Source organism: Luteimonas colneyensis, from assembly GCF_014836665.1.
Taxonomy (GTDB): domain Bacteria; phylum Pseudomonadota; class Gammaproteobacteria; order Xanthomonadales; family Xanthomonadaceae; genus Luteimonas; species Luteimonas colneyensis.
On sequence record NZ_JACSQJ010000007.1, the window covers coordinates 138996 to 161066 of the forward strand.

Annotated in this window: 19 protein-coding genes and 2 pseudogenes; 6 read left to right on the forward strand and 15 right to left on the reverse strand. The window is 71.7% G+C overall.

The genetic code is table 11. The features are described from left to right. Position 1: 1 nt before the first annotated feature. The 4 genes and pseudogenes from H9645_RS12255 to lexA all read right to left on the reverse strand — a co-directional run bounded on the left by H9645_RS12255 (position 2) and on the right by lexA (position 6629). Positions 2–3658, reverse strand: coding sequence for an error-prone DNA polymerase (locus tag H9645_RS12255; RefSeq protein ID WP_225218222.1), 3657 nt, complete (start codon positions 3656–3658; stop codon positions 2–4). Further along, complete coding sequence (locus tag H9645_RS12260; protein ID WP_191729968.1) at positions 3655–5136, reverse strand: Y-family DNA polymerase; 1482 nt, start codon at positions 5134–5136, stop codon at positions 3655–3657. Before H9645_RS12260 ends, H9645_RS12255 begins: the two co-directional genes overlap by 4 nt. 135 nt (positions 5137–5271) lie before the next feature. Continuing rightward, positions 5272–5934: pseudogene (imuA, locus tag H9645_RS12265) on the reverse strand (translesion DNA synthesis-associated protein ImuA); the annotation flags it as partial. A 20-nt stretch (positions 5935–5954) separates the two neighbouring features. Continuing rightward, positions 5955–6629, reverse strand: coding sequence for a transcriptional repressor LexA (gene lexA / locus H9645_RS12270; protein WP_191729969.1), 675 nt, complete (start codon positions 6627–6629; stop codon positions 5955–5957). Positions 6630–6844: 215 nt separating this feature from the next. On the opposite strand from lexA, the gene H9645_RS12275 reads away from it, so the two are divergent. Together H9645_RS12275 and H9645_RS12280 are read left to right on the forward strand one after the other, a co-directional pair. Further along, positions 6845–7120, forward strand: coding sequence for a type II toxin-antitoxin system RelE/ParE family toxin (locus H9645_RS12275; protein ID WP_191729970.1), 276 nt, complete (start codon positions 6845–6847; stop codon positions 7118–7120). 53 nt (positions 7121–7173) lie between these two features. Next, complete coding sequence (locus H9645_RS12280) at positions 7174–9705, forward strand: excinuclease ABC subunit UvrA (protein WP_191729971.1); 2532 nt, start codon at positions 7174–7176, stop codon at positions 9703–9705. 30 nt (positions 9706–9735) lie between these two features. Here the strand turns inward: H9645_RS12280 and crcB are convergent, their stop codons facing one another. The 5 genes from crcB to H9645_RS12305 all read right to left on the reverse strand — a co-directional run bounded on the left by crcB (position 9736) and on the right by H9645_RS12305 (position 13092). Then, positions 9736–10119 carry a fluoride efflux transporter CrcB gene (gene crcB, locus H9645_RS12285; protein WP_191729972.1) on the reverse strand — a complete coding sequence of 128 codons (384 nt, stop codon included), beginning with the start codon at positions 10117–10119 and terminating at the stop codon, positions 9736–9738. A gap of 1 nt (position 10120) precedes the next feature. Next, entirely contained in the window at positions 10121–11248 is a 1128-nt protein-coding gene (locus tag H9645_RS12290) for an alpha/beta fold hydrolase (protein WP_191729973.1), read from the reverse strand. A 67-nt stretch (positions 11249–11315) separates the two neighbouring features. Then, complete coding sequence (locus tag H9645_RS12295; RefSeq protein ID WP_191729974.1) at positions 11316–11777, reverse strand: GNAT family N-acetyltransferase; 462 nt, start codon at positions 11775–11777, stop codon at positions 11316–11318. A 289-nt stretch (positions 11778–12066) separates the two neighbouring features. Continuing rightward, entirely contained in the window at positions 12067–12741 is a 675-nt protein-coding gene (locus tag H9645_RS14420) for a restriction endonuclease (RefSeq protein ID WP_191729975.1), read from the reverse strand. A 6-nt stretch (positions 12742–12747) separates the two neighbouring features. Further along, the gene (locus tag H9645_RS12305; RefSeq protein ID WP_191729976.1) at positions 12748–13092 is read right to left on the reverse strand and encodes a hypothetical protein; all 345 of its coding nucleotides are present in this window, start codon (positions 13090–13092) and stop codon (positions 12748–12750) included. Positions 13093–13228: 136 nt separating this feature from the next. On the opposite strand from H9645_RS12305, the gene H9645_RS12310 reads away from it, so the two are divergent. Then, positions 13229–14416 carry a porin gene (locus H9645_RS12310; RefSeq protein WP_191729977.1) on the forward strand — a complete coding sequence of 396 codons (1188 nt, stop codon included), beginning with the start codon at positions 13229–13231 and terminating at the stop codon, positions 14414–14416. Between the two features lie 118 nt (positions 14417–14534). After that, positions 14535–15014, forward strand: a complete 480-nt coding sequence (locus tag H9645_RS12315) for a VOC family protein (protein ID WP_189493991.1) — start codon at positions 14535–14537, stop codon at positions 15012–15014. A gap of 9 nt (positions 15015–15023) precedes the next feature. On the opposite strand, the gene H9645_RS12320 is transcribed toward H9645_RS12315, so the two are convergent. From H9645_RS12320 to H9645_RS12335, 5 genes and pseudogenes are all read right to left on the reverse strand, one after another. Continuing rightward, positions 15024–16478, reverse strand: a complete 1455-nt coding sequence (locus tag H9645_RS12320) for a UdgX family uracil-DNA binding protein (RefSeq protein WP_191729978.1) — start codon at positions 16476–16478, stop codon at positions 15024–15026. Next, positions 16478–17698, reverse strand: a complete 1221-nt coding sequence (locus H9645_RS12325; protein ID WP_191729979.1) for a putative DNA modification/repair radical SAM protein — start codon at positions 17696–17698, stop codon at positions 16478–16480. Before H9645_RS12325 ends, H9645_RS12320 begins: the two co-directional genes overlap by 1 nt. Before the next feature lie 61 nt (positions 17699–17759). Then, positions 17760–17915, reverse strand: a pseudogene (locus H9645_RS14250) (NAD(P)H-quinone oxidoreductase); the annotation flags it as partial. Positions 17916–17969: 54 nt separating this feature from the next. Beyond that, positions 17970–18359: a DUF6165 family protein gene (locus H9645_RS12330; protein WP_191729999.1), complete on the reverse strand. Its 390-nt coding sequence runs from the start codon at positions 18357–18359 to the stop codon at positions 17970–17972. 11 nt (positions 18360–18370) lie between these two features. Further along, on the reverse strand, positions 18371–18694 hold the full coding sequence (locus tag H9645_RS12335; RefSeq protein WP_191729980.1) for an MliC family protein: 324 nt from the start codon (positions 18692–18694) through the stop codon (positions 18371–18373). Positions 18695–18770: 76 nt separating this feature from the next. On the opposite strand from H9645_RS12335, the gene H9645_RS12340 reads away from it, so the two are divergent. Continuing rightward, positions 18771–19535 carry a hypothetical protein gene (locus H9645_RS12340; protein ID WP_191729981.1) on the forward strand — a complete coding sequence of 255 codons (765 nt, stop codon included), beginning with the start codon at positions 18771–18773 and terminating at the stop codon, positions 19533–19535. A gap of 97 nt (positions 19536–19632) precedes the next feature. Then, positions 19633–20100, forward strand: a complete 468-nt coding sequence (locus H9645_RS12345; RefSeq protein ID WP_189493987.1) for a BON domain-containing protein — start codon at positions 19633–19635, stop codon at positions 20098–20100. Positions 20101–20165: 65 nt separating this feature from the next. Here H9645_RS12345 and H9645_RS12350 read toward each other — a convergent pair whose 3' ends face one another. Next, positions 20166–22001, reverse strand: a complete 1836-nt coding sequence (locus H9645_RS12350; RefSeq protein WP_191729982.1) for a DUF885 domain-containing protein — start codon at positions 21999–22001, stop codon at positions 20166–20168. Positions 22002–22071 lie beyond the last annotated feature (70 nt).

The window sequence follows — 22071 nt, forward strand, 5'->3', positions numbered from 1 at the left end:
TTCAGCGGAAGTCCCGCGACTCCGCGGGCAGGCCGCCAAGCAGGCCGGACAGGTCCTCGAGGCCGCCGGCGATCAGGTGCTCCACGCCGTCCACCCGCTCCCAGCGCCCGCGCACGCCGAGCAGGGTCGCGCCCAGCAGCGCCTTGCGCCAGCGCTCTGCGACGCGTGGCCAGACCACCACGTTCACCATGCCGGCCTCGTCCTCGAGGGTGACGAAGATGGTGCCGCTGGCGGTCTGCGGCTTCTGCCGCTGGGTGACGATGCCGGCGGTAGCGACGTGGCTGCCGTGGCGCCGCCCGTGCAGCTCGCGCGAGCCCAGCAGCCGGCGCGCGCGCAGCTGGTCGCGCAGCAGCGCCAGCGGATGCGCGCGCAGGCTCAGGCCCAGCGCGCGGTAGTCGGACAGCACGTCCTCGCCGGTGGTGGGCGCCGGCAGCATGACCGCGTCCTCGTCCGGACTGCCGGCCAGCAGCGGCCGCTGGCGCTCGATGCCGGCGACCTGCCAGCGCGCGTCGTGGCGATGGCCGGCGAGCGACTGCAGCGCGCCGGCTTCGGCCAGCGCGGTGCGCGCCTTCGCATCGAGTCCGGCGCGGCGGCAGAGGTCGGCGACGTCGCGGAAGGGGCGCCGGGCGCGGGCGGCGAGGATCGCGTCCGCGACGTCCTCGCGCAGGGCGGCGACCTGGCGGAGGCCGAGGCGGATGGCGGGATTGTGGATCCGGGACACGCCTTCTCCGTACGCGGCACCATCGTCCCTGTAGGAGCAGCTACAGCTGCGACCAGGTGCCCCTCGCGAGGACAGGTCGCAGCTGTAGCTGCTCCTACAGGGGGATTCGGCCAGGGTGTTGTCCCAGTCGCTGTGGGCGACGTCGACGGGGAGGAACTCCACGCCGGGGCGGTCGCCCTTGCCGCGGCGCGCGTCCTGCACGATCTGGCTGGCCGAGTAGAACCCCATCGGCAGCGAGTTCAGCAGCGCGCAGGCGAAGGCCGCGGGCTCATGCCGCTTCAGCCAGCAGCTGGCGTACACCAGCACCGCGAACGAGGCCGCGTGGCTCTGCGGGAAGCCGTAGGAGCCGAAGCCCTTGATCTGCTCGAAGATCTGGTCGATGAACTCCGAGGAGTAGTGCTTCTTCTCCATCAGTTCGCGGATGCGCAGCCGGTGCGGCTCCATGTCGCCGCCGTGGCGCCAGGCGGCCATCGAGCGGCGCAGTCCGTCGGCCTGCTCGGGCGAATAGCCGGCGTGGATCACCAGCTCCATCACCTGCTCCTGGAACAGCGGCACGCCAAGCGTCGGCCCGAGGATCTCCTTGATGCCGGGCGAGGGATACGTCACCGGCTCCTGCCCCATGCGGCGGCGCAGGTAGGGATGCACCATGTCGCCCTGGATCGGGCCGGGCCGCACGATCGCGACTTCCACCACCAGGTCGTAGAACTTCTCCGGCTTCAAGCGCGGCAGCATCGCCATCTGCGCGCGCGACTCGATCTGGAACACGCCCACGGTGTCGGCCCGCTGGATCATCCGGTAGGTGTCCTTGTCCTCTTTCGGGATGGTGGCGAGCTCGAGGTCGCGGCCGCGGTGGTCGCGCACCAGGTCCAGCGCCTTGCGGATGCAGGTCAGCATGCCCAGCGCCAGGCAGTCGACCTTGAGCAGGCCCAGCGCCTCCAGGTCGTCCTTCTCCCACTGGATGATGGTGCGCTCGGCCATGGCCGCGTTCTCCACCGGCACCAGGTTCCAAAGCGGCGCATCGGAGATCACGAAGCCGCCGACGTGCTGCGACAGGTGCCGCGGCCGGCCGCGCAGCATCGCGGTGACGGCGAGGATGCGCGCGATCAGCGGGTTGTCGATGTCGAAGCCGGCATCGGCCAGGCGCCGGTCCATCGGCGTCTCGCCGTTGCCCCAGCCGAAGCAGCCGGCCAGCAGCGTGACCTGGTCGGGCGGCAGCCCGAAGGCCTTGGCCACGTCGCGCACCGCGCTCCTGCCGCGGTAGCGGATCACGGTCGCGGCCAGCGCGGCGCGCTCGCGGCCGTACTTGGCGTAAACGTACTGCATCACCTCCTCGCGCCGTTCGTGCTCGAAGTCGACGTCGATGTCGGGCGGTTCATCGCGCTCCTTCGACAGGAAGCGCGCCATCAGCAGCCGGCTTTCCGCCGGATCGACCGCGGTGATGCCGAGCGCGAAGCACACCGCCGAGTTCGCCGCCGAGCCGCGGCCCTGGCAGAGGATGTTCCTGCTCCGCGCGAAACGGACGATGTCCTCGACGGTGAGGAAGAAGGCTTCGTACCGGAGCTCGGCGATCAGCGCCAGCTCGTCCTCGATCTGCGCGGCGACCTTCGGCGTGGGGCCCTCCGGCCAGCGCCGCCGCATGCCGGCTTCGGTGAGCATGCGCAGGTGGCTGGCGGGCGTCTCGCCCGGGGGCACCAGTTCGGCCGGATAGGTGTAGCTGACCTCCGCCATCGAGAAGCGGCAGCGGCGTGCCAGCGCGGCGGCGTTGTGCAGCAGCGCGCGCGGGTAAATGTTGCCCAGGGTGTAGCGGTGGCGCAGGTGGCGCTCGCCGTTGCGGAACAGGTGCGCGCCGGCTTCGGCCAGCGGCAGGCCATGGCGGATGGCCACCATCGTGTCCTGCAGCACGCGCTGCCGGCGCGTGGCCATGTGCACGTCACCGGCGGCCAGCGGTGTGATGCCGAGGTCGCCGGCCAGCGCGCCCAGCCGGGCCAGGCGCGCGGCATCGTCGTCCTCGCGGTGCAGCTCGACGGCGAGATGCGCGCGTTCGCCGAAGACGCGGCGCAGCCAGGCGCCCTCGGCCGCGTCGGGATCACGGCCGGGCAGCCAGAGCGCGAAAAGTCCGCAGGGGGTTTCGGTATCGGCCTCACCGGCCTCACCGGCCTCACCGGCTGCACCGGCCTCATCGGCATCACCGGCTGCACCTGTAGGAGCAGCTATAGCTGCGACCCGGAGTTCCGGAAGGGCCGGGTGATCGGCGTCGCAGCTATAGCTGCTCCTACAGGGGACGTTGGGGGCAGCGACGGGAGCGGCGGGGGTGGCGGCGGAAAGCGCGGCTTCGACATCGGCGCGGGAGAGACGGTATTCGCCCTTCGGGGCCGCGCGTCGGGCGATGGTGATGAGCCGGCACAGCTGCGCATAGCCGGCGGCGTCCTCGACCAGCAGCACCATGCGCAGGCCGTCGTCGAGGCGGAACTCCGCGCCGACCACCAGCCTCACCCCGGTGATCTTCGCCGCCTCGTGCGCGCGCACGATGCCGGCCAGCGAACACTCGTCGGTGATCGCCAGCGCCTCGTAGCCGCACTGCGCGGCGCGGGTGAACAGCTCCTCGGCGCTGGCCGCGCCGCGCAGGAAGCTGAAGTCGGACAGGCAGTGGAGTTCGGCGTACGGCGGTAGTTGTGTCGCGGTCGCCTGTGCCGCGGTTGCATGCGCTGCGGTTGCCTGCAGCCCTGTGGGAGCGGCTATAGCCGCGACTGTCGTGCGATCGGGGTCGCAGCTGTAGCTGCTCCTACAGGGAGGGGGGGCGGCCGTTGGGTCGTTTGCCGCTTCGAGGCGCGCCTGCATTTGTCGCTGCATGCGCACGATGCGCGGCGGCCTGGCGCCGGGCGTGTCCGGGGCGACGCCCCAGGGCAGTTCGTCGTCGTGATCGTCGCCGCGGCTCATGCGAACCAGCCGTGCAGCATCCAGTCGCCCTGCACGCCCGGCGGCGCGAAGGCCCAGGCGCGCTGGCCGCGCGAGGTTTCCAGCACGTAGTAGTCGCGGCGCGCATCCTCGCCGTCCCACCAGCCGCTTTCCAGGCGCTCGGGGCCGGACACGATGCGCAGCTGCGCATCGCGCAGCGGCACTGGGCGCGGCAGCAGCCAGGCCGGCCGCGGCGGGCGCGGCGGCGCGGGCATGGCGCAGGCCGCGTCGCCGCCCTCGCCGGCATCGACGCGTCGCCAGGCACGTTCGGGACGCGGATCGCCGGACGGCGCCACGCGATGCACCGCTTCGTCGCCCAGCCGCGCGCGCAGGCGCTCGCGCAGCTGCGGCCAGGGCACGGCCTGCGCCGGGCGGGTGTCGAACAGGTCGCGCTCGGCCGGCACGAACGGCGGCAGCTCGCGCGCCAGCAGGCGCAGGCCGATCACCGGCGCCGGCAGCGCCACCTGCTCCAGGCGGTTGCGCGTGAGCTCGAACAGCAGCCCGGCGTCGCGCTCGGCGGCAAGCAGGCCGACCGGCACCTCGGTGAAGCGCACCGCGTCCTGCTGCACCTGGTCGGCTTCGTGCGAGGGCAGCGCGTGGCGCGCTTCGTGCTCCAGGCGCAGGGTGAAGCGCTGCACCCCGCCGTCGCGCGCGGAGAGATACGTGGCGAGGTCGGCGATCAGCCGGCGCAGCGGGAACAGCAGCGCCTGGTGGCTCTCGACCTCGAAGCCGAGTTCGATGCGGCCGTCGAAATGGTCCGGCGGCGCGTACAGCTGCAGCGGATCATCGGCATCGCCATGCAGGCGGTCGAGATGCTCGAGCAGTTCGACGCCGAAGCGCCGCCGCAGGCTGTCGCGCGGCAGCGCGCGCAGGGCGCCGAGCGTGCGCACGCCCATGCGCTGCAGGCGCTCGCCGGCGTTGCCCGGAAGCGCGGCGCGGCGCACCGGCACCCGCGCCAGCGCCTCGCGCATCGCGTCCGCGCTGGTGACCGCGAAGCCGTCGCGCAGGCCGGCGAACACCCGCGCCGCGCGCGGCGTCGGCGCCAGCGCGATGCGGTGGCTGAAGCCGAGGCCGTCGAGCTCCTCGCGCAGCCGCGCCTCGAAGCGCGGCCACGGCCCGAACAGGCGGAAGCTGGCGCGCACCTCCAGCACGATCACGCCCGGCCACCGCGCGCTCACCTGCGAACTGTGGCGGTAGGCCCAAGCGGCGAGGAAGCGCTGCCAGCGCGCCTCCGACGCGGGATCGTGGTCGACCATCGCCACGTCCGACAGCAGCGCGTGCGCGGCCGACAGCCGCATGCCCGGCTTCAGCCCGGCTTCGGCGGCGGCGGCGTTGACCGCGTGCAGGTGGCGCAGCTGCGCAGGGCCGGACACCAGCGCCAGCGGCCGCGACGGATCCGGCATGCGGCGGAGGACGGCGTCCAGCGCCAGCCGCGGCAGCGCGATGCAGGCCCAGAGCATGGCGGCTCAGCCCGCAGTTGCAGAAGCAGTTGCAGGAGCAGCTGTAGGAGCAGCTACAGCTGCGACCCGGTGTCGCAAGGATGTGGTCGCAGCTATAGCTGCTCCTACAGCTGCTCCTGCAGTCGTGCCTGCGGGCAGCTTGAACGGCCGCGCCGGCGGATTGGCGCCGCGGCATTTGCGGACATGCCAGCCGCCCTCGCCCACTGCCGCGTATTCCAGCCGCAGCGCCGCCGGCGACGGGTTGGCCGCATGCTTCGCGTCGCGGAAGGCAAAGCCCAGGCAGTCGCCGCTGTCGGCCGCGACCTGCAGCCGCCGCAGTGCCGGACCGTCGGCCTGCAGCGGCCAGCCCAGCACCGCCGCGCAGGCCGCGCTGCGCAGGCACTGTTCGAAGGCCCACAGCGCGCCGCGCGCGTCGGCCTGGATGATTTCGAGCTGGCGCAGGTCCACGCCCGCCGCCTGCCACGCCGGCGCATACGGCAGGTAGGGCGGCGCCACCAGCGCCACGACGCCGCCGGCCCGGGTCAGCCGCGCGAGCGTCGGCAGCAGCAGCGACAGCTCGCCCACGCCGTCGGCCGGCAGCAGCAGCTCGGTCAGCGCCGCGCGCGGCCAGCCGCCCTGCGGCAGCAGCGCGTCGAGCGCGGCGTGTCCGGTGGCTTCGCCGTCGGCCGCGACCGCCGGCGCGCGCCCGGCGCGCCACACCGTGCGCGCCGAGAGCATCGCGCCGAGGTCCGGCGGCGCCGCGATCGCCGTTATCCCGGTGGAGGGCACGTCGGCGGACCGCGCGCCGGTGCCAGGCATTCCGATGGCCGGCAGCGCGCTCATTCCGCGCGCACCAGCCCGCAGTAGATGCCTTCGATGGCGAAGTCGCTGCCGGGCGGCACCTCGATCGGCGCGTAGTCGGGATTGCGTGGCAAGAGCCGCAGCCGCGAGCGCGTGCGTTCCAGGCGCTTGATGGTGATCTCGCCGTCGATGCGCGCCACCACCACCTGGCCGTTGCGCGCATCGCTGGCGCGCTGCACCGCCACCAGGTCGCCGTCGAAGATGCCGTCGTCGCGCATCGAATCGCCCTTCACCCGCAGCAGGTAGTCCGGGCGGCTCGAGAACAGCGCGCGGTCGAGCAGCACATGGCGCTCGACGCCGGCATCGGCGCCGATCGGCGAACCCGCGGCCACCCGGCCCAGCACCGGCAGGTCCAGGCGGTCGTCGCGGACCTTCAGCCGCGTGCCGGGGATCTGGCGCCCGCGCCCTGCCCGGCCCGACGCGCCGCCCTGCGCCAGGCCGCCCACCACGCGGATCCCGCGCGCCTCGTTGGGTCGAACCTCCAGGTAGCCCGCCTGCTGCAGCCGGCGCACGTGCTTGTGCGCCGCGCAGGCCTGGCGGAAGCCGAAGGCGTCGGCGATCTGCTGCAGCGTGGGCGGCGCGCCCTCGGCCTGGGCATGGGCCTGGATGAAGCCGAGTACGTCGCGCTGTCGGTGGGTGAGGTCGTCGGTCATGGGTAAAAATCTATTTACCTTGCCGGGAAAGGGCAAGCCCGGCTGTCGGATGGATTCCGGCACCGGGCGGTCTCAGAAGGTGAGAGGTGTTTCAGATCAAAGAGTTGGACTGACAACAGAAAGCGGGATCGCACTCTTCTCCGTGCCGGGTCAAGGTGCGGGCGTGCCGACTACAGCTACGACTCGCTGGTTTCCGAACTGGATGCCGAGCGGCCGTGAGCTCCTTTGGCCTCACCAGGGCCGCCCGCGCTGATCTCAAGTCGATTGCGCGCCACACGGAAGCCCAGTGGGGTGTACGACAGCGCAATGCGTATCTGAAGGAAGTCGACCGGATCTTCCATGCCCTGGCCAGGAATCCCGCGATGGGGACTGCATGCGATGAGATTCTGCAGGGCTACAGAAGACTCCCCCACGGGGCGCACGTCATCTACTACAGGCAGATCGCTGGGCAGGATGTCCTCATCGTCCGCATCCTGCACGGCGCGCTTTGACGGCGCGTTCCTTCACCACGACCGATAGTGGCCGCCCACCCGGGAGTCCACGCATGCCCCGCTCCACCAAACCCCGCGACTCCGCCCCCACCAGCGCCTTCGTGCAGGTCCGCGGCGCGCGGGAGCACAACCTGCGCGACGTCGACGTCGACATCCCGCGCGACGCGCTGGTCGTGTTCACCGGCATCTCCGGCTCCGGCAAGTCGTCGCTGGCCTTCGGCACGCTGTTCGCCGAGGCGCAACGGCGCTATCTCGACTCGATCTCGCCCTATGCGCGGCGCCTGATCGACCAGGCCGGCGTTCCCGAAGTCGATTCCATCGAGGGCCTGCCGCCTGCCGTCGCCCTGCAGCAGCAGCGGGGATCGCCCAGCACGCGCTCCTCGGTCGGCAGCGTCACCACCATCTCCAATTCGCTGCGCATGCTGTACTCGCGCGCCGGCCTGTATCCGCCGGGCCAGGACATCATCCATGCCGACGGGTTCTCGCCGAACACGCCGGCGGGCGCATGTCCGGAATGCCATGGCCTGGGCCGGGTCTACGACGCGACCGAAGCCTCGATGGTGCCCGACCGCAGCCTCAGCATCCGCGAGCGTGCCGTGGCCGCGTGGCCGCTGGCCTGGCACGGGCAGAACCTGCGCGACATCCTGACCACGCTCGGCCACGACGTGGACCTGCCCTGGCACCGGCTGCCGAAGAAGACCCGAGACTGGATCCTGTTCACCGACGAGCAGCCGGTGGTGCCGGTGTACGCGGGGTTCACCCTGGCCGAGACCCAGCGCGCGCTGAAGCGGAAGATGGAGCCCAGCTACATGGGCACGTTCACCAGCGCGCGCCGCTACCTGCTGCACACCTTCGCCAACACGCAGAGCCCGCTGATCAAGCGACGCGTGTCGCAGTACCTGCTGAGCACCGTTTGTCCCACCTGCGACGGCAAGCGCCTGCGCCGCGAGGCGCTGTCGGTCACGTTCGCCGGCCTCGACATCGGCGCCCTGTCGCAGCGGCCGCTGACCGAGGTGGCCGGGCTGCTCGAGCCCGCTGCCAATGGAAAGACCGGCGCCACGAAGCAGCATCCGGAGCAGGCGGTGGCGGCGCAGCGCATCGCCGCCGACCTGCTGGCGCGCATCCGCATCGTCGAACAGCTGGGCCTGGGCTACCTGACGCTGGAGCGCACCACGCCGACGCTGTCGCCGGGCGAACTGCAGCGCCTGCGCCTGGCGACGCAGATCCGCTCGCACCTGTTCGGCGTGGTGTACGTGCTCGACGAACCCTCCGCCGGCCTGCACCCCGCCGACACGGAGTCGCTGCTGCGCGCCCTGCACGCGCTGAAGGAGGCCGGCAACACCCTGTTCGTGGTCGAACACGAGATGGACGTGATCCGCGATGCCGACTGGATCGTGGACGTCGGGCCGGGTGCCGGCGAACACGGTGGGCGCGTGCTGTACAGCGGGCCGCCGGCCGGGCTCGCGCAGGTGGAGGCGTCCAGCACGCGGCGGTACCTGTTCGACGGCGCACCGCCACCGGCGCGCGCGCCGCGCACGCCCACGGGCTGGCTGCGCATGCGCGAGGTCACCCGCAACAACCTCGACCAGGTCGACGTCGACATCCCGCTGGGCGTGCTGGCCACCGTCACCGGCGTGTCCGGCTCGGGCAAGTCCTCGCTCGTCAGTCAGGCGCTGGTCGAACTGCTCGCCGCCCACCTCGGCCATGCACCGGGCGATGCCGAAGAGGAGGTCGATCCGCTGGAACGTGGTGACCCGCAGGTGTCCACGGGCCGGGTCGAGGGCCTGGAGCAGGTGCGCCGCTTGGTGCAGGTGGACCAGAAGCCCATCGGCCGCACGCCCCGCTCCAACCTCGCGACCTACATCGGCCTGTTCGACCACGTGCGCAAGCGATTCGCGGCGACGCCGGCCGCACGCAGGCGCCGCTACGACGCCGGCCGCTTCTCGTTCAACGTCGCCAAGGGGCGCTGCGCGACCTGCGAGGGCGAAGGGTCCGTGTGCGTGGAACTGCTGTTCATGCCGAGCGTGTACGCGCCCTGCCCCGACTGCCACGGCGCCCGCTACAACGAGGCCACGCTGGCGATCACGCTCGAGGGCCGCAACATCGCCGAGGTGCTGGCCATGACCGTGGCCGAGGCCGCGCGGTTCTTCGCCGACGATGCGGCGGTGCTGCGTCCCCTGCAGGTGCTGGAGGAAGTTGGCCTGGGCTACCTGCGCCTGGGCCAGCCCGCCACCGAGCTGTCGGGCGGCGAGGCGCAGCGGATCAAGCTCGCCACCGAGCTGCAGCGCGCCCAGCGCCGCGACACCGTGTACGTGCTCGACGAGCCCACCACCGGGCTGCACCCCGCCGATGTCGACCGGCTGATGCAGCAGCTGCAGTCGCTGGTCGATGCCGGCAACACGGTGCTGATGGTCGAGCACGACATGCGCGTGGCCGCCGACAGCGACTGGATCATCGACATGGGGCCGGGGGCCGGGCAGGACGGTGGCCAGGTCGTGGTGGTGGGGCCGCCGGCCAAGGTGGCGGGCCACCGGCGCAGCAGGACGGCGCGGTTTCTTGCCGCCGAGCTGGCCCAACAGGCCTGACGCGCCCGGCGGTCACGCCTGCCGCGCGGCTCACCGCCCCGCCAGCCCCACCAGTTTCAGGCCCAGCCACACCGCGGCGATCCCGAGCACCACGCTGCCGCCGGCGTACAGCGCGGCGGTGGCCAGCTCGCCGCGACGCAGCAGGTGCACCGCTTCCAGGCCGAAGGCCGAGAACGTGGTGAAGCCGCCGAGCAGCCCGGTGAACAGGAACAGCCGCGCGTCCGGCCCGAAGGCGTGGTGGCGCTCGGCGAGCCCGGCGAGGATGCCGACGACCAGGCAACCGAGCACGTTCACCGCGAAGGTGCTGTACGGAAAGCGCTCCTGCGCCGTCAGGTGCAGCACCAGCCCGCCGAGCGTGTAGCGCGCGACCGCGCCGAGGAAACCGCCGAGGCCGACCAGGAGGATGGGATGCATGTCAGCGGCCGTCCGGCGGAACCGGGTTGGCAGGCGCTGAGGCCAGCGGCCGGACATGTTCCAACAACGCCAGCAGCGTCCGTCCCGGCTCTTCCCACGGAATCATGTGCGCGGCGTGCTCGAACCACACCGCGCGCTTGTACGGCGCCTGCACCCGGTCGAGCCACTCCGCGGTCGGCGCCGAGGGCGTGGTGTAGTCGTGGCGGCCGAGGAACATCACCACCGGGATGGGGAATTCGCGCACGCCGCTGAAATCCACCTGCAGGAACTCGTCGAGCACGTGTTCGAGCGTGAACACGTTGCCGGCGAAGAAGGCGCGCCGGTCCTCGCAGTCGTAGTCCGGGGCCAGCAGCGAGGCGCCGTAGTAGTAGTCCTGCTCCGCGTCGCGGTACGCGTTCAGCCCGCCATAATGCTGCGGCCACTTGCGCGCGATGATGATCCGGTCACGCGTGATCGGCGCATCGCCGGGATAGGGCGCGATCGACTCCAGCTCGGCGACCGCCGCGGCATTGCCGTCGGCACGCGCCCGCTCCAGGCCGTACTCGAAGCTCAGCCGCTCGTTGCGCCGGACATCGATCACCTGGCCGATGCCGACGTAGGCGTGGAACAGGTCCGGTCGCTTGAGCGCCGCGTGCATCGCCACCACCGTGCCCCAGCTGTGCGCGGCCAGGACCAGCTTGTCCTTGCCGTAGCGCGCGCGCAGGTGCTCGGCCACCTCGATGGCATCGCTGACGTAGCGGTCGATGGCCATGTCGCCGGCGACCGCTTCCGGGTCGTTCGCCCGGTGGGTCTTGCCGGCGCCGCGCTGGTCGTAGTGGGCGACGGTGAAGAACTCCTCGACCGGCCGCTGCCACTGCCACGCGCTGGGCATCGCCGGCGACGACGGTCCGCCGTGCACGAACAGGATCATCGGGTTCGCGCGATCCTGGCCACGCACTTGGATCCACTGGTCGATGCCACCGATGCGCTCGGCGTAGGTGTCCTGCACGCCGGCGGGGGTGACGATGCGCTGCAGGTCGGCGACCACGGCGCGCGCCTTGTCGAAGGACTCGCCGGAAGGACAGGCCGCCTGGCCGTGGGCGAGGACGGGCAACGCGAGCAGCAGCAGCGCGGTGAACAGTCGTCTCATGATCCGGTTTCCGAGCGGTGGAGCGGGAAGCCTACTGCGCCGCCCGGCTCCCGACATGGGGCAACGGTCATCGCACGGCGGGACGCGGCGTCCACGCCATGTGCAGCGTGCCTTCGGCCTCGGACTCGACCGCGAAGCCCAGCCGCACGTACAGCGCCCGCGCCGGATTCTCCACGTAGACCCGCAGCTGCAGCCGCGCGTAGCCGCGCTGCAGGGCGATGGCCTGCGCCTGCCGCACCGCCCAGCCGCCGATGCCCTGGCGCTGGCGCGCCGGCACGATCTGCAGGTCGCGCAGGCCCAGCGCCTCGCCTTCGGGGAGCAGGCGCAGCAGGCCGATGGCCTCGTCGCCGGCGACGATCATCAGGTTCTCGAATTCCGCCCAGCTGGCGCGGAAGCGCGCCGGGTCCCAGGCGATGCCGCGCGCTGCGCGGTAGCCGGCCATGTTGCTGCGGCTGAGTTGTTCGCAGAAGGCGAAGTCGTGCGCGGTGGCGGGCCGTAGGGCGAGACTGGCGACAAGTGCTCCCGCCATCGGCTCAGAACCCGACGACCTGCTGCGCACGCGCGTGCTGGATCGATCCAACAGCGGGCTCCGGTCAACCATCGCGATCTATTCCCGGTACACCGCATGAGGGTCAGGAGGAAGTTGCAGCTCCGGCGTGGTGTCCTCGATGACCCGAATGGCAGCGTCGCTCCTGCGCCTGGCCTCGGCCGCGTCGATCTCACGTGATGCGGGCGCGGCCCGCGACCGCTCGAAGGCTGGAGCTTCCGGACGCTGCGCTGGGCGCGGGTGCTGGGCCTGCGGCGGCACGTGGCGCGGCTCAGCAGTCTGTGCCGCTGGCAATGGAGTTGGCGCGCGCCCGGTCCCGTTCCGGACGGAGCAGTGCCACAGAACCATCATCACCAGGACACCCAATGCCACGAGCGCCTGGATGCCTTGCGCATCCTTCTTGGCCTGCATCCGTCCATACCGGACACGGCCCGGAGCAGGACGCGACGGCGGACCCGACAGCGGCCAATCGAGCGGCGCTTTGACGTCGGCACCGCGAGCAGCGGGCGAGTCGACAAGCGCGTACTCGGGAAGCATCTCCCGCAGCCCTGTCGCCGTCTATGAGCTCAAGGCGAGTGTCCCTCCGCGCGCTTTCCCAGGCATAGGGTGTGAACTCGCCGGCGTTGACGACGATGGCCCGATCCGCCTTCTCGGTCAGCATGATCCCGAGGAGTTCGTGGCCGACCTTGTGCGTGACTTGAAGCGCGTTTTCCCGCTTGCACTGGACGACGGTGTACGAGCCATCGCGGTACATCTTCAGATCGATGCCGCCATCGAATCTTCTCCCGCCCCGGCCCGCCCCGCAGTGCTCCACCTGGTAGCCCAGGCGCCGGTAATAGCCCGCCACCACCCGCTCGAACTCCTGCGGATCCAGCAGCGCAAGGCGATCGTAACGGCGGTTCCGGACGTCTGGACGTCCGAAGCCACGTCCTCCGGCTCGACTCATCGCACGTCAGGCCTCCAGGAAATCGGGCCAGAGGAAATACGGCCCGTAGCGCTGACTCATCCTGAATTCGCCTCCTGCAGCCTTGCCGGCATCGGTGAGGTAATGCTTGTCGTCCTTGATCTCGAGATAGCCCTTGGCCCCAGCCGCTCCAGCAACTCTGCGGTCTTGATCCGGGTTCTGAAACTCCGGGCGCAGCCACCGGACGTGGCCGCGCGCTTCTTCGGCGGCGCGTTCAATGAAGGCCTCCGCGGCCGCGTCGGCCGTGGCCCTGGCCGTGGCATCGGCCGGTGTCTGTGCTGCGTCCTGCACGCGCCCCCCCTTGCACTGCGCGTCCTGCGGACGTTGAAGCATACCGCCTTGCCCTGCGGACGCGGCCCGCCTGGCGCTTGACCGCGGTCAAGGTGTCCGCACCACGGCAGGCGCATCGTCTGCAGCATGCTCCGGACGACCGTCCTGGCCCGGTCCGGCGCCCTTCCCGGAGGCCCCCATGCACGCCCGCGCCAACCACCCTCGCCTCACCCCCATCCGCATCCCGGACCACGCGCCGCGCGTACTACCGGTCCTGGCCACGCTGCTCGCCCTTGCCGCCGGCACCGCCCACGCCGGCGACACATGGCAGGCAAGCGGCGACGTCCGCTTCGGCTACGTCGCCTCGGAGACCCGCGCCCGCAGCGGCGCGGAGTCCGACAGCGACAGCCTGCGCGCCCGCGTCCGTGTCCGCGTGCGCGGCGACCTCGGTGGCGGCTGGCATGCCAGCGGCCGCGTCGCGGCCAGGCTCGACAGCGACCAGGACGACGACGCCTTCTGGATGCGCACCTACGCACCCGATCCGACCGGCCTGGCGAACGGCCAGGCCACGGTCGATGAGGCCTACCTGGAATACCGGCCGGCCGAGGCGCCCTGGAGCCTGCGCATCGGCCGCTTCCAGGCTGCCTGGGGCCTGGACGACGTGATGAAGAAGTCGCTCGACCAGAACGACAGCACCAACTTCGACGTCACCTGGACCGACGGCGCCTGGCTGCAGTGGCGCCCAAACGAGGACTGGACCACGCACCTCATCGTCCGCCACAACGACCGCCGCGGGCCGACGGGCACGCTGCGGCGCCCGCTGGCGTTCGGCGACGGCGACTCGCGCATCGGCGTGTTCGCGGCAGTGGAGTCGAAGACCGCGATCGGACCGCTGGTGCAGCGCATGGTCACGCTCAACTGGCTGCCTTCGGCGCTGCACCGGTACGGCGTCAACGATCCGAGGACCGTGGACTACCTCGCTGTGACCGCCAAGGCCACCGCGGAATGGCCGCTCGGCCAGGACGGGACGACGCTGCGGCTGGGCGGCGAGCTCGGCTACGCGCCGGAGACGCCGCGCCGCGAGGCGATGAACTCCGGCACCGGCCGCGCCGACGCGCTGTCCTGGCAGGCGTCAGTCAACGTCATGGACGTCCTGCCCGGCCACGACCTGGGCCTGGTCCATGGCCGGGTGGCCGATGGCTGGCTGCTGTCGAGCGACTTCCGGCCCAACGACGAACTGACCGAGGTGCGCTGGGTCTGGCAGGCGACGCCCGAATGGCAGCTGGACGCACGCCTGCGCCGTCGCCGTGAGATCGACCTGCCGGCCGCCGCCGCCCGCCCGCGGCGCGACGACGACCTGTACCTGCGGGCGACCTACCGCTTCTGACACGCGTCAGGGCGCGGGCGCGGTCGTCAGGCGGGCCAGGAGCGCGCGCGCGTCCGGGGATAGGTGAACCGGCGCGGCCGGGCGCATGCTGGACGCCCTGCCCCACCGGAGCCCCGCCATGCCCGCCAGGAACACCATCTGCCTCTGGTTCGACGGCACCGCCCTGGATGCCGCCCGGTTCTACGCCGAAACCTTCCCCGACAGTTCGGTGGACGCCGTGCACCGCGCGCCCGCCGACTATCCCTCCGGCAAGGCCGGCGACGTGCTCACCGTCGACTTCACGGTGATGGGCATTCCCTGCCTGGGCCTCAACGGCGGGCCGGCGTTCACGCACAGCGAGGCGTTCTCGTTCCAGGTCTGCACCGAGGACCAGGCCGAGACCGACCGGCTGTGGGACGCGATCGTCGGCAACGGCGGCCAGGCCAGCGAATGCGGCTGGTGCAAGGACCGCTGGGGGCTGTCGTGGCAGATCACGCCGCGCGTGCTGACCGAGGCGGTCACCGGTCCCGACCCGGCGGTCGCGAAGCGCGCGTTCGAGGCGATGATGACGATGCGGAAGATCGACGTCGCCGCGATCGAGGCCGCGGTCCGCGGCTGAGCGCTGGGGTCAGGGTTGCGCGGACGCGGCCCGGAGCAGGCGCAGGTCGGCGATGAAGTCACGCCACGCAGCGGGACGTTCCGACTCCGGCAGGCGCAGCAGCCACGAGGGATGCACGGTCGGCAGCACCCGCAGGCCGTCGTCGAGGCGGTACCAGCGTCCGCGTCCGGACAGCAGCGCGAAGCCGCGGCCCAGCAGCGCCTGCGCGGCGGTGGCGCCGAGGCACAGCACCATGCGCGGCCGCACCGCGGCGAGCTCGGCCTCGAGCCAGGGCCGGCAGGCGGCCTGCTCGGTCGCGTCCGCGCGCACGTGCATGCGGCGCTTGCCGGCGGGCCTGAACTTGAAGTGCTTCACGGCGTTGGTGAGGTAGAGCGTGGCGCGGTCGATCCCGGCCTCGGCCAGCGCGCGGTCGAACAGCTGCCCGGCCGGCCCCACGAACGGACGCCCGGCGAGATCCTCGCGGTCTCCGGGCTGCTCGCCGATCACCATGATCCGCGCGTCCGCCGGCCCCTCGCCGGGCACGGCCTGGGTGGCGGGCGCCCAGAGCGGGCAGGCGCGGCAGGCGGCGACCGATGCGTGGATCGCCGGCAGTCCGGGCGACGCCCCAACAGGCACGGCGGCACGTGCGCCGGGCGTGTCGCGCGGTGCCGGGAACGCCTTCCGCGACACGGTCGGGGCGGCGTCGACCATCGCATGCATGCGCGCGCCGGCGTCGCGCACCAGCGCCGGGATCAGCGCGGCCTCGGGCATGTTCTTCCAGTAGCGCACCGGCATCTCCTTCACCATCGCGCCGACCTTCAGGCGCGCGGGGTTGAAGATGTTGGCGTAGTACACGCGCCACAGGTCCTCGAGCGCGTCGCCGTCGGGCGCGTCGCCACGCCGGGCGCCCTCGCCCGGGTGCAGCGCCTGGCCGTCCCAGTGAGCGCTGCGCCCGGGCGTCAGGATCGACCAGCGCATGCCCGCGAAGCGGCGCACGAAGAACGGCGCGACCTGCGGCAGCACGTCGTGCTCGGGTTCGAACCAGGCCACGTAGACGCTGCCCTCACCGTCGACCACCTCGCGGAAGCGGACGAAGGCCTTCATCTTGTGCTTCTCGCGGCTGACCGCCTTCGCCGCCTGCCGCGCCCAGGCGACGTCGTCGTCGGTCGCCATCGCGAGCAGCGCGCGCTCGCCGCGGGCGATGCGCCAGAGCAGCCGGTAGAGCAGCGCGTGGCGGCGCGGATCGGCGTGGGCGATGACCAGGCCGGCCAGGTCGAGGAAGTCGCGCGGGACGCGCAGGCCGGCAGGCGAGCCGCTGCGGCGCATCGCGTCGCCCATGGCGTCCACCACCTCGCCCAGGAGGTCGCGCTGCGCCCCGACCTGCCACAACACCTGCTCGGGTGGCACGCCGTCGGCCAGCAGCGCGCGCGCCGCGTCGCGCCACTGCACGAGGTCAGCGCCATCGGCGAGTTCGACGCGTCGCATCAGTGGCCGAACAGGTCCGGCTGCTTCGGCGGCGGCGCGACCGCCGCGCGCAGCACCGCGCCGTCGACGTCGGCGCGCGGGCGATGGTCGAGCGTGGACACGAACGGCGCCACCTTCGTCACCGACACGCCCAGCTTCACCAGGTCGGCGTAGCGCAGGCGGCGATGGCGGCGCATCGCGAGCAGCCGCCGCACCGTCTTCACCCCCAGGCCCGGCACCCGCAGCAGCAGCTCGCGCGGCGCGGTGTCGAGGTCGACCGGGAACTGCTCGCGGTGGCGCAGCGCCCACGCCAGCTTCGGATCGATGTCGAGGTCGAGCATGCCGTCGTTGCCCGCGGGCGCGATCTCGCCGACGTCGAAGCCGTAGAACCGCATCAGCCAGTCGGCCTGGTAGAGGCGGTGCTCGCGCATCAGCGGCGGCGGCCGCAGCGGCAGCGCGCGCGAGGCGTCGGGAATCGGACTGAAGGCGGAGAAGTAGACGCGCTTGAGCCCGTAGCTCGCATACAGCGTGCTGCTGGTCTCGAGGACGTCGCGGTCGCTGGCGGGATCGGCGCCGATGATCATCTGCGTGCTCTGGCCGGCAGGCGCGAAGCGCGGCGCCTTCTTCTCGGCCTTCGCTTCCTCGATGCCCAGGCGCAGCCGGCCCATCGAGCGGCGGATGTCCTGCGCGTCCTTCTCCGGCGCCAGCGCCTTGAGCCCGCCCTCGGTCGGCAGTTCGACGTTGATGCTGAGCCGGTCGGCCCAGCGGCCCGCGGCCGCGAGCAGCTCGGGCGAGGCGTCGGGAATCGTCTTCAGGTGGATGTAGCCGCCGAAGCGCTCCTCCACGCGCAGCCGCCGCGCCACTTCCACCAGCATCTCCATGGTGTAGTCGCCGGAGCGGATGATCCCCGAGGACAGGAACAGGCCCTCGATGTAGTTGCGGCGGTAGAAGTCCATGGTCAGCCGCACCACTTCGTCGACGCCGAAGCGGGCGCGCTGCACGTTGGAGCTGCGCCGGTTGATGCAGTAGGCGCAGTCGTAGATGCAGAAGTTGGTGAGCAGGATCTTCAGCAGCGAGATGCAGCGGCCGTCGGGGGCGTAGGCATGGCAGATGCCGGTGCCCTCGTTGGAGCCGATGCCGCCGGTGCCCCGGGAGTCACGCTTCGCGCCGCCGCTGGACGAACAGGAGGCGTCGTACTTGGCGGCGTCGGCCAGGATCGTGAGCTTTTCCGTGAGCTGCATCGCGCGATGCTGGCAGGGGGGCGTCTCGGGATCTGAGACGGGAAACTGAATGCGAGGGCCGCTCGGCCAGGGGGAAGCTGCGGTCCACCACGGCGCGCACGCGGCCGGCCTCGACCCACGGCCAGATCACCCGCTCCACCTCCGCCGCCAGCGCGGCCTTTTCGTCGGCGCTGCGCGGGCGCAGCAGCGACCCGGTGACGACCGCGCGCTTGCGCATCCCGTCGCCAGCGGCAGCGACAGTTGGCCGCCGCCCTGGCCATGGTCGCGTCCCTCAGCCGGCCTGGTACTGCTTCTCTTCGACGAACTCGGATCCGGCCAGGCGGTTGATCGCGTTCTTGATCGCGATCCGCTCGCCGTTGCGCACGGCCACCGCGCGCGCGAGCGCGATGAACTCCTCGTCGAAGGTCCTGGCGGCCTCGCGCGCGCGCAGGCCGTCCTGCACGTCCCACATCTGCTCGTTGACCGCCTTCAGCCGGTCGTAATGCCCGGCCAACTCCGGATTGGCGGCCACCACGCGGTCCCAGATCGGGCGCAGGCCGGCCATCTCCACCTCGACGTGGGCGCGCTTGCCGGCATCGGCGATGCGCTCGTGCTTGATGTGCAGGATCGACAGCTTGTCGGCCAGCTCGCCGACGGCCACCGGTACGGAAATGGTCTGCATGGCGTGCGTACTCATGCCGCGCGGCACCGGATCGGCGCCATGCGGCCGATCTCGACCGTCAGGTCCTCGCCCTTGCCGCGGATGGTGGTCGGGCCGTTGCCGTAGATGAAGCCCGAGCCGCTGACCTGCTGCCGAAGCACGATCTCTTCATTGTTGCGCACCAGAACGGCGCGTTCGTCGGGGTGGAAGCGCACTGTGACCGACTGCCCGCCGTCGCAGGCGAACTCGACCTCGCGCACCGCGCCGGCAGCGGCCGAGGGCGCCGGGGCATCGGGGACGGCGCTGCAGGCCGAGGCCATGCAGGTGGCGAGCAAAGCGGACACAGGCGCTTTCATCGGAGTCTCCAGGACGGCTGTCGACGTCATCTTCGTTCCGTAGACTGGCACCGGCAAGCCCCAAGAAAGGATGCCCATGCCTGCAGGACACTTCGCCGCCGTGATCGCGGCCGCACTCTCCGCCACCCCGGCCACGTCGGCCGTGGTGCGCACGCCGCCCGCTCCGAACTGCCTGGATGCGCGCGACGTGCGCGAAGTGTTCCAGCCCGACGCACGCACGCTGGCGCTGGTGCAGTCCGACGGCCGCCGCTACCGGGTCGACCTGGCCGATGCCTGCCCCGACATCGACGGCGCCACACGTACCCGCATGCTGGCCGCCAACGGCTGGATGTGCGGCGCGGGCAACGAGTACGTGGCGGTGGGCGAAACGCTCTGCCCCGTGGCCGCGGTCGAACCCATCACCTCCGCCGAGTACGCAGGCCATGCGCGCGCCAGCCAGACCAGCGCCGACGGCAGCACCACGGTGGCCAACGTGGTCGTGAAGGGCGAAAAGCGCCGCGGCTTCGCGGCCTCGCACAGCTACTGCTTCAGCCCGCGGCACGTGCGTGGCTGGTCGGAGGATCCCCGCGGCGTGGTCGTCGAGGTCAATCCCAACCGCTCCGACGGCAACCGCTATTACCGCCTGGAACTGGTTCGATCCTGCCCGCACCTCTCGGGGCCGGTGGAGATCGCCTTCCATTCCGGCATGGGCATCGGTGTCATCTGCGGAAACCCGGGCGACGACATCCGGGTCACCTCCACCGGCAGGCCGTCGGACTTCGTCATGACCGGCTCCGACCGGCTGCAGGTGCTGGGCGCGAAGTCGGGCTGCCCCATCCGCGCGGTGTATCCGATCGATTGAGAGGCATCCACGCCGGCGTGACGCGGCTTGAACATCCCCGGCCGGACACTGGTGCCGCTGGGCGCGCCGCGCCCGTGAAGAGACAGGAGGCCATGCCATGACCCGATCCACTTCCGGCCAAGCCGCTGCCGATGAGTTCCGCGAGGTCGCGCGCGACGCGATGAAGCTGGGCGGACGCTGCGTGGGCGCCGCGCGCGACTGGCTGGGCGAGAAGCGCGAGGAGTTCGCCGCCGGGCGCAGCGCCGGCGCCGCCGGCGTGTCGGCCCACGGCTACCGCGGCGTCGGCCCGCGCGGCTATCGCCGCGACGATGCGCGCATCCGCGAGGACGTCTGCGACGTCCTCACCGAGAACGACGCGCTGGACGCCAGCAGCATCAGCGTCGCCGTACAGGACGGCGTGGTGAAACTTTCCGGCACCGTGCCGCACCGGCTGATGAAGCGCCTGGCGGAAGACCTTTCGGAAGGCTGTCCGGGCGTGCGCGACGTGGACAACTCGCTGCGCGTGGGTGTTTCGCAGACCGCGGGCACCGGCAACGATGTTCCCGGGATGGATCCGCTGGGCTGAGCCCCGCGCCCCGCGCAGGCACGCGCCCGGGTTCCCCGGGCGCGTCGATGCAACAGGCGTCGCGGTCAGCGACCCTCGGCGAGCTGTTCCGGAGTGCCGGCCTTCTCGCGCACGATGAAGGCCCGCATTTCCTCTTCCAGCACCGGCAACGGCACCGCGCCCAGCGCCAGGATCGCGTCGTGGAACGGACGCTGGTCGAAGCGATTGCCCAGCTCGCGCTCCGCTTCCGCGCGCAGGTCGCGGATGGTGCGATAGCCGATGTAGTACGACAGCGCCTGGCCGGGCCAGGAGATGTAGCGGTCGACCTCGTTCTCGATGTCGGCACGCGACAGCGCGGCGTGGCTGGCGAGGTACTCGATGCCCTGCTCGCGGCTCCAGCCATAGGCGTGGATGCCGGTGTCGATCACCAGGCGCGCGGCGCGCCACATCTCGAAGCTCAGGCGGCCGAACTCCTCGTAGGGCGTCTCGTAGATGCCCATGCGCGTGCCCAGCCACTCGGTGTACAGCGCCCAGCCCTCGCCATAACCGGAGAAATAGCTGTTCTGGCGGAAGTCCGGGCGCTCCGGCGCCTCGAGCGCCAGCGCCGCCTGCAGGCTGTGCCCGGGCGAGCACTCGTGCAGCACGAGTGCCGGCAGGTTGTACAGCGGCCGCGACGGCAGGTCGTAGGTGTTGAACCAGCAGGCGTCCAGCCCCCCGCGGCCGGCGGTGTAGTTGGGCGCGATGTCGTCGGCCACCGGCAGGATCGTGAAGCGGTAGCGCGGCAGGGTGCCGAGCACGTGCTTGAGCTGGCCGTCGACTTTCTTCGCCACGTACGACGCATGGGCAAGCAGCTCGCGCGGCGTCTTCGCGTAGAACCGCGGGTCGCTGCGCAGGTAGGCGAGGAACTCTTCGAAGCTGCCTTCGAAGCCGGCGCGCGCCATCACCTCGTGCATCTCGGCGGTGATGCGCGCGACCTCGGCCAGGCCGAGTTCGTGGATCTCGCGCGGCGACATGTCGAGCGTCACGTACTCGCGGATCTGCGCGCGGTAGAACGCCTCGCCGTCGGGCAACGCGCTGGCGGCGATCGTGGTGCGGGTGCGCGGCAGGTAGTCCTCGCGCATGTAGGCCAGCAGTTCGCGATAGGCCGGCACCACGTCGCCCAGCACCACCTTGCGGCCTTCCTCGCGCAGCTGCGTGCGCAGGGGCTCGGGAATCGACTGCGGAATCGCGTCGAAGGCGTCGAGCAGCGGATTGCCCGGGCCTTCGCCGGTGTAGGCCTCGATGGTGCGGTCGCGGTCATCGAGCGAGGCGCGCGGCACGCTCCAGCCGCGGGCCAGCCCGCGCTCCATGTTGGCGATCTGCTCGTCGAAATGGCGCGGGATGTCGGCCAGTCGGGAGATGAAGCGCCGCCAGTCGGCTTCCTGCTGCCAGGGCTGGCGCGGCGCGAAGCCGGCCCAGAAGAACGTGTCGCTGTTGAACGGTGCCTCCCAGGTGCGGCGCACGGCGTTGTCGAGCTCGGCGGCCCGGGTGGCGCGGAACACCGCCAGGTTGACCTGGTCCTCGCGCGAAAGCGTCGAGGGGTGGATCGCGTCGAGTTCGCGCAGGATGCGCGTGACGTGCGCGATGCGCCGCTCCCAGGCTTCGGGCAGCACCGACGGCAGGCGGCCCGACGGACGCCAGCGCCCGTCGACCTGCTCGTATCCGAATTCGCGCTGGCGCCAGGCGGCGTCCTCGGCGAAGAGCGCGTGCAGCCGCGCCCGCGGTGAATCGGCGGGCGCGGCGGTCGTGGTGGTGCTGGCGGCCGTAGTGGTGGAACCGCTCACCTCCGCCTGCGTCGCCATTGCCGGCCCGGACAGGCCCGCGGCCAGCAACAGGCCCGTCAGCAGCACCGGTCGACGTGAGGAATGGCGGGTGGTCGGCATGGGCGGATCTCCTGGCAGGTCGGTCGCGGCGCGCGGAATCCCGCGCGGGCGGTCGCGCCCGGCATGGAGT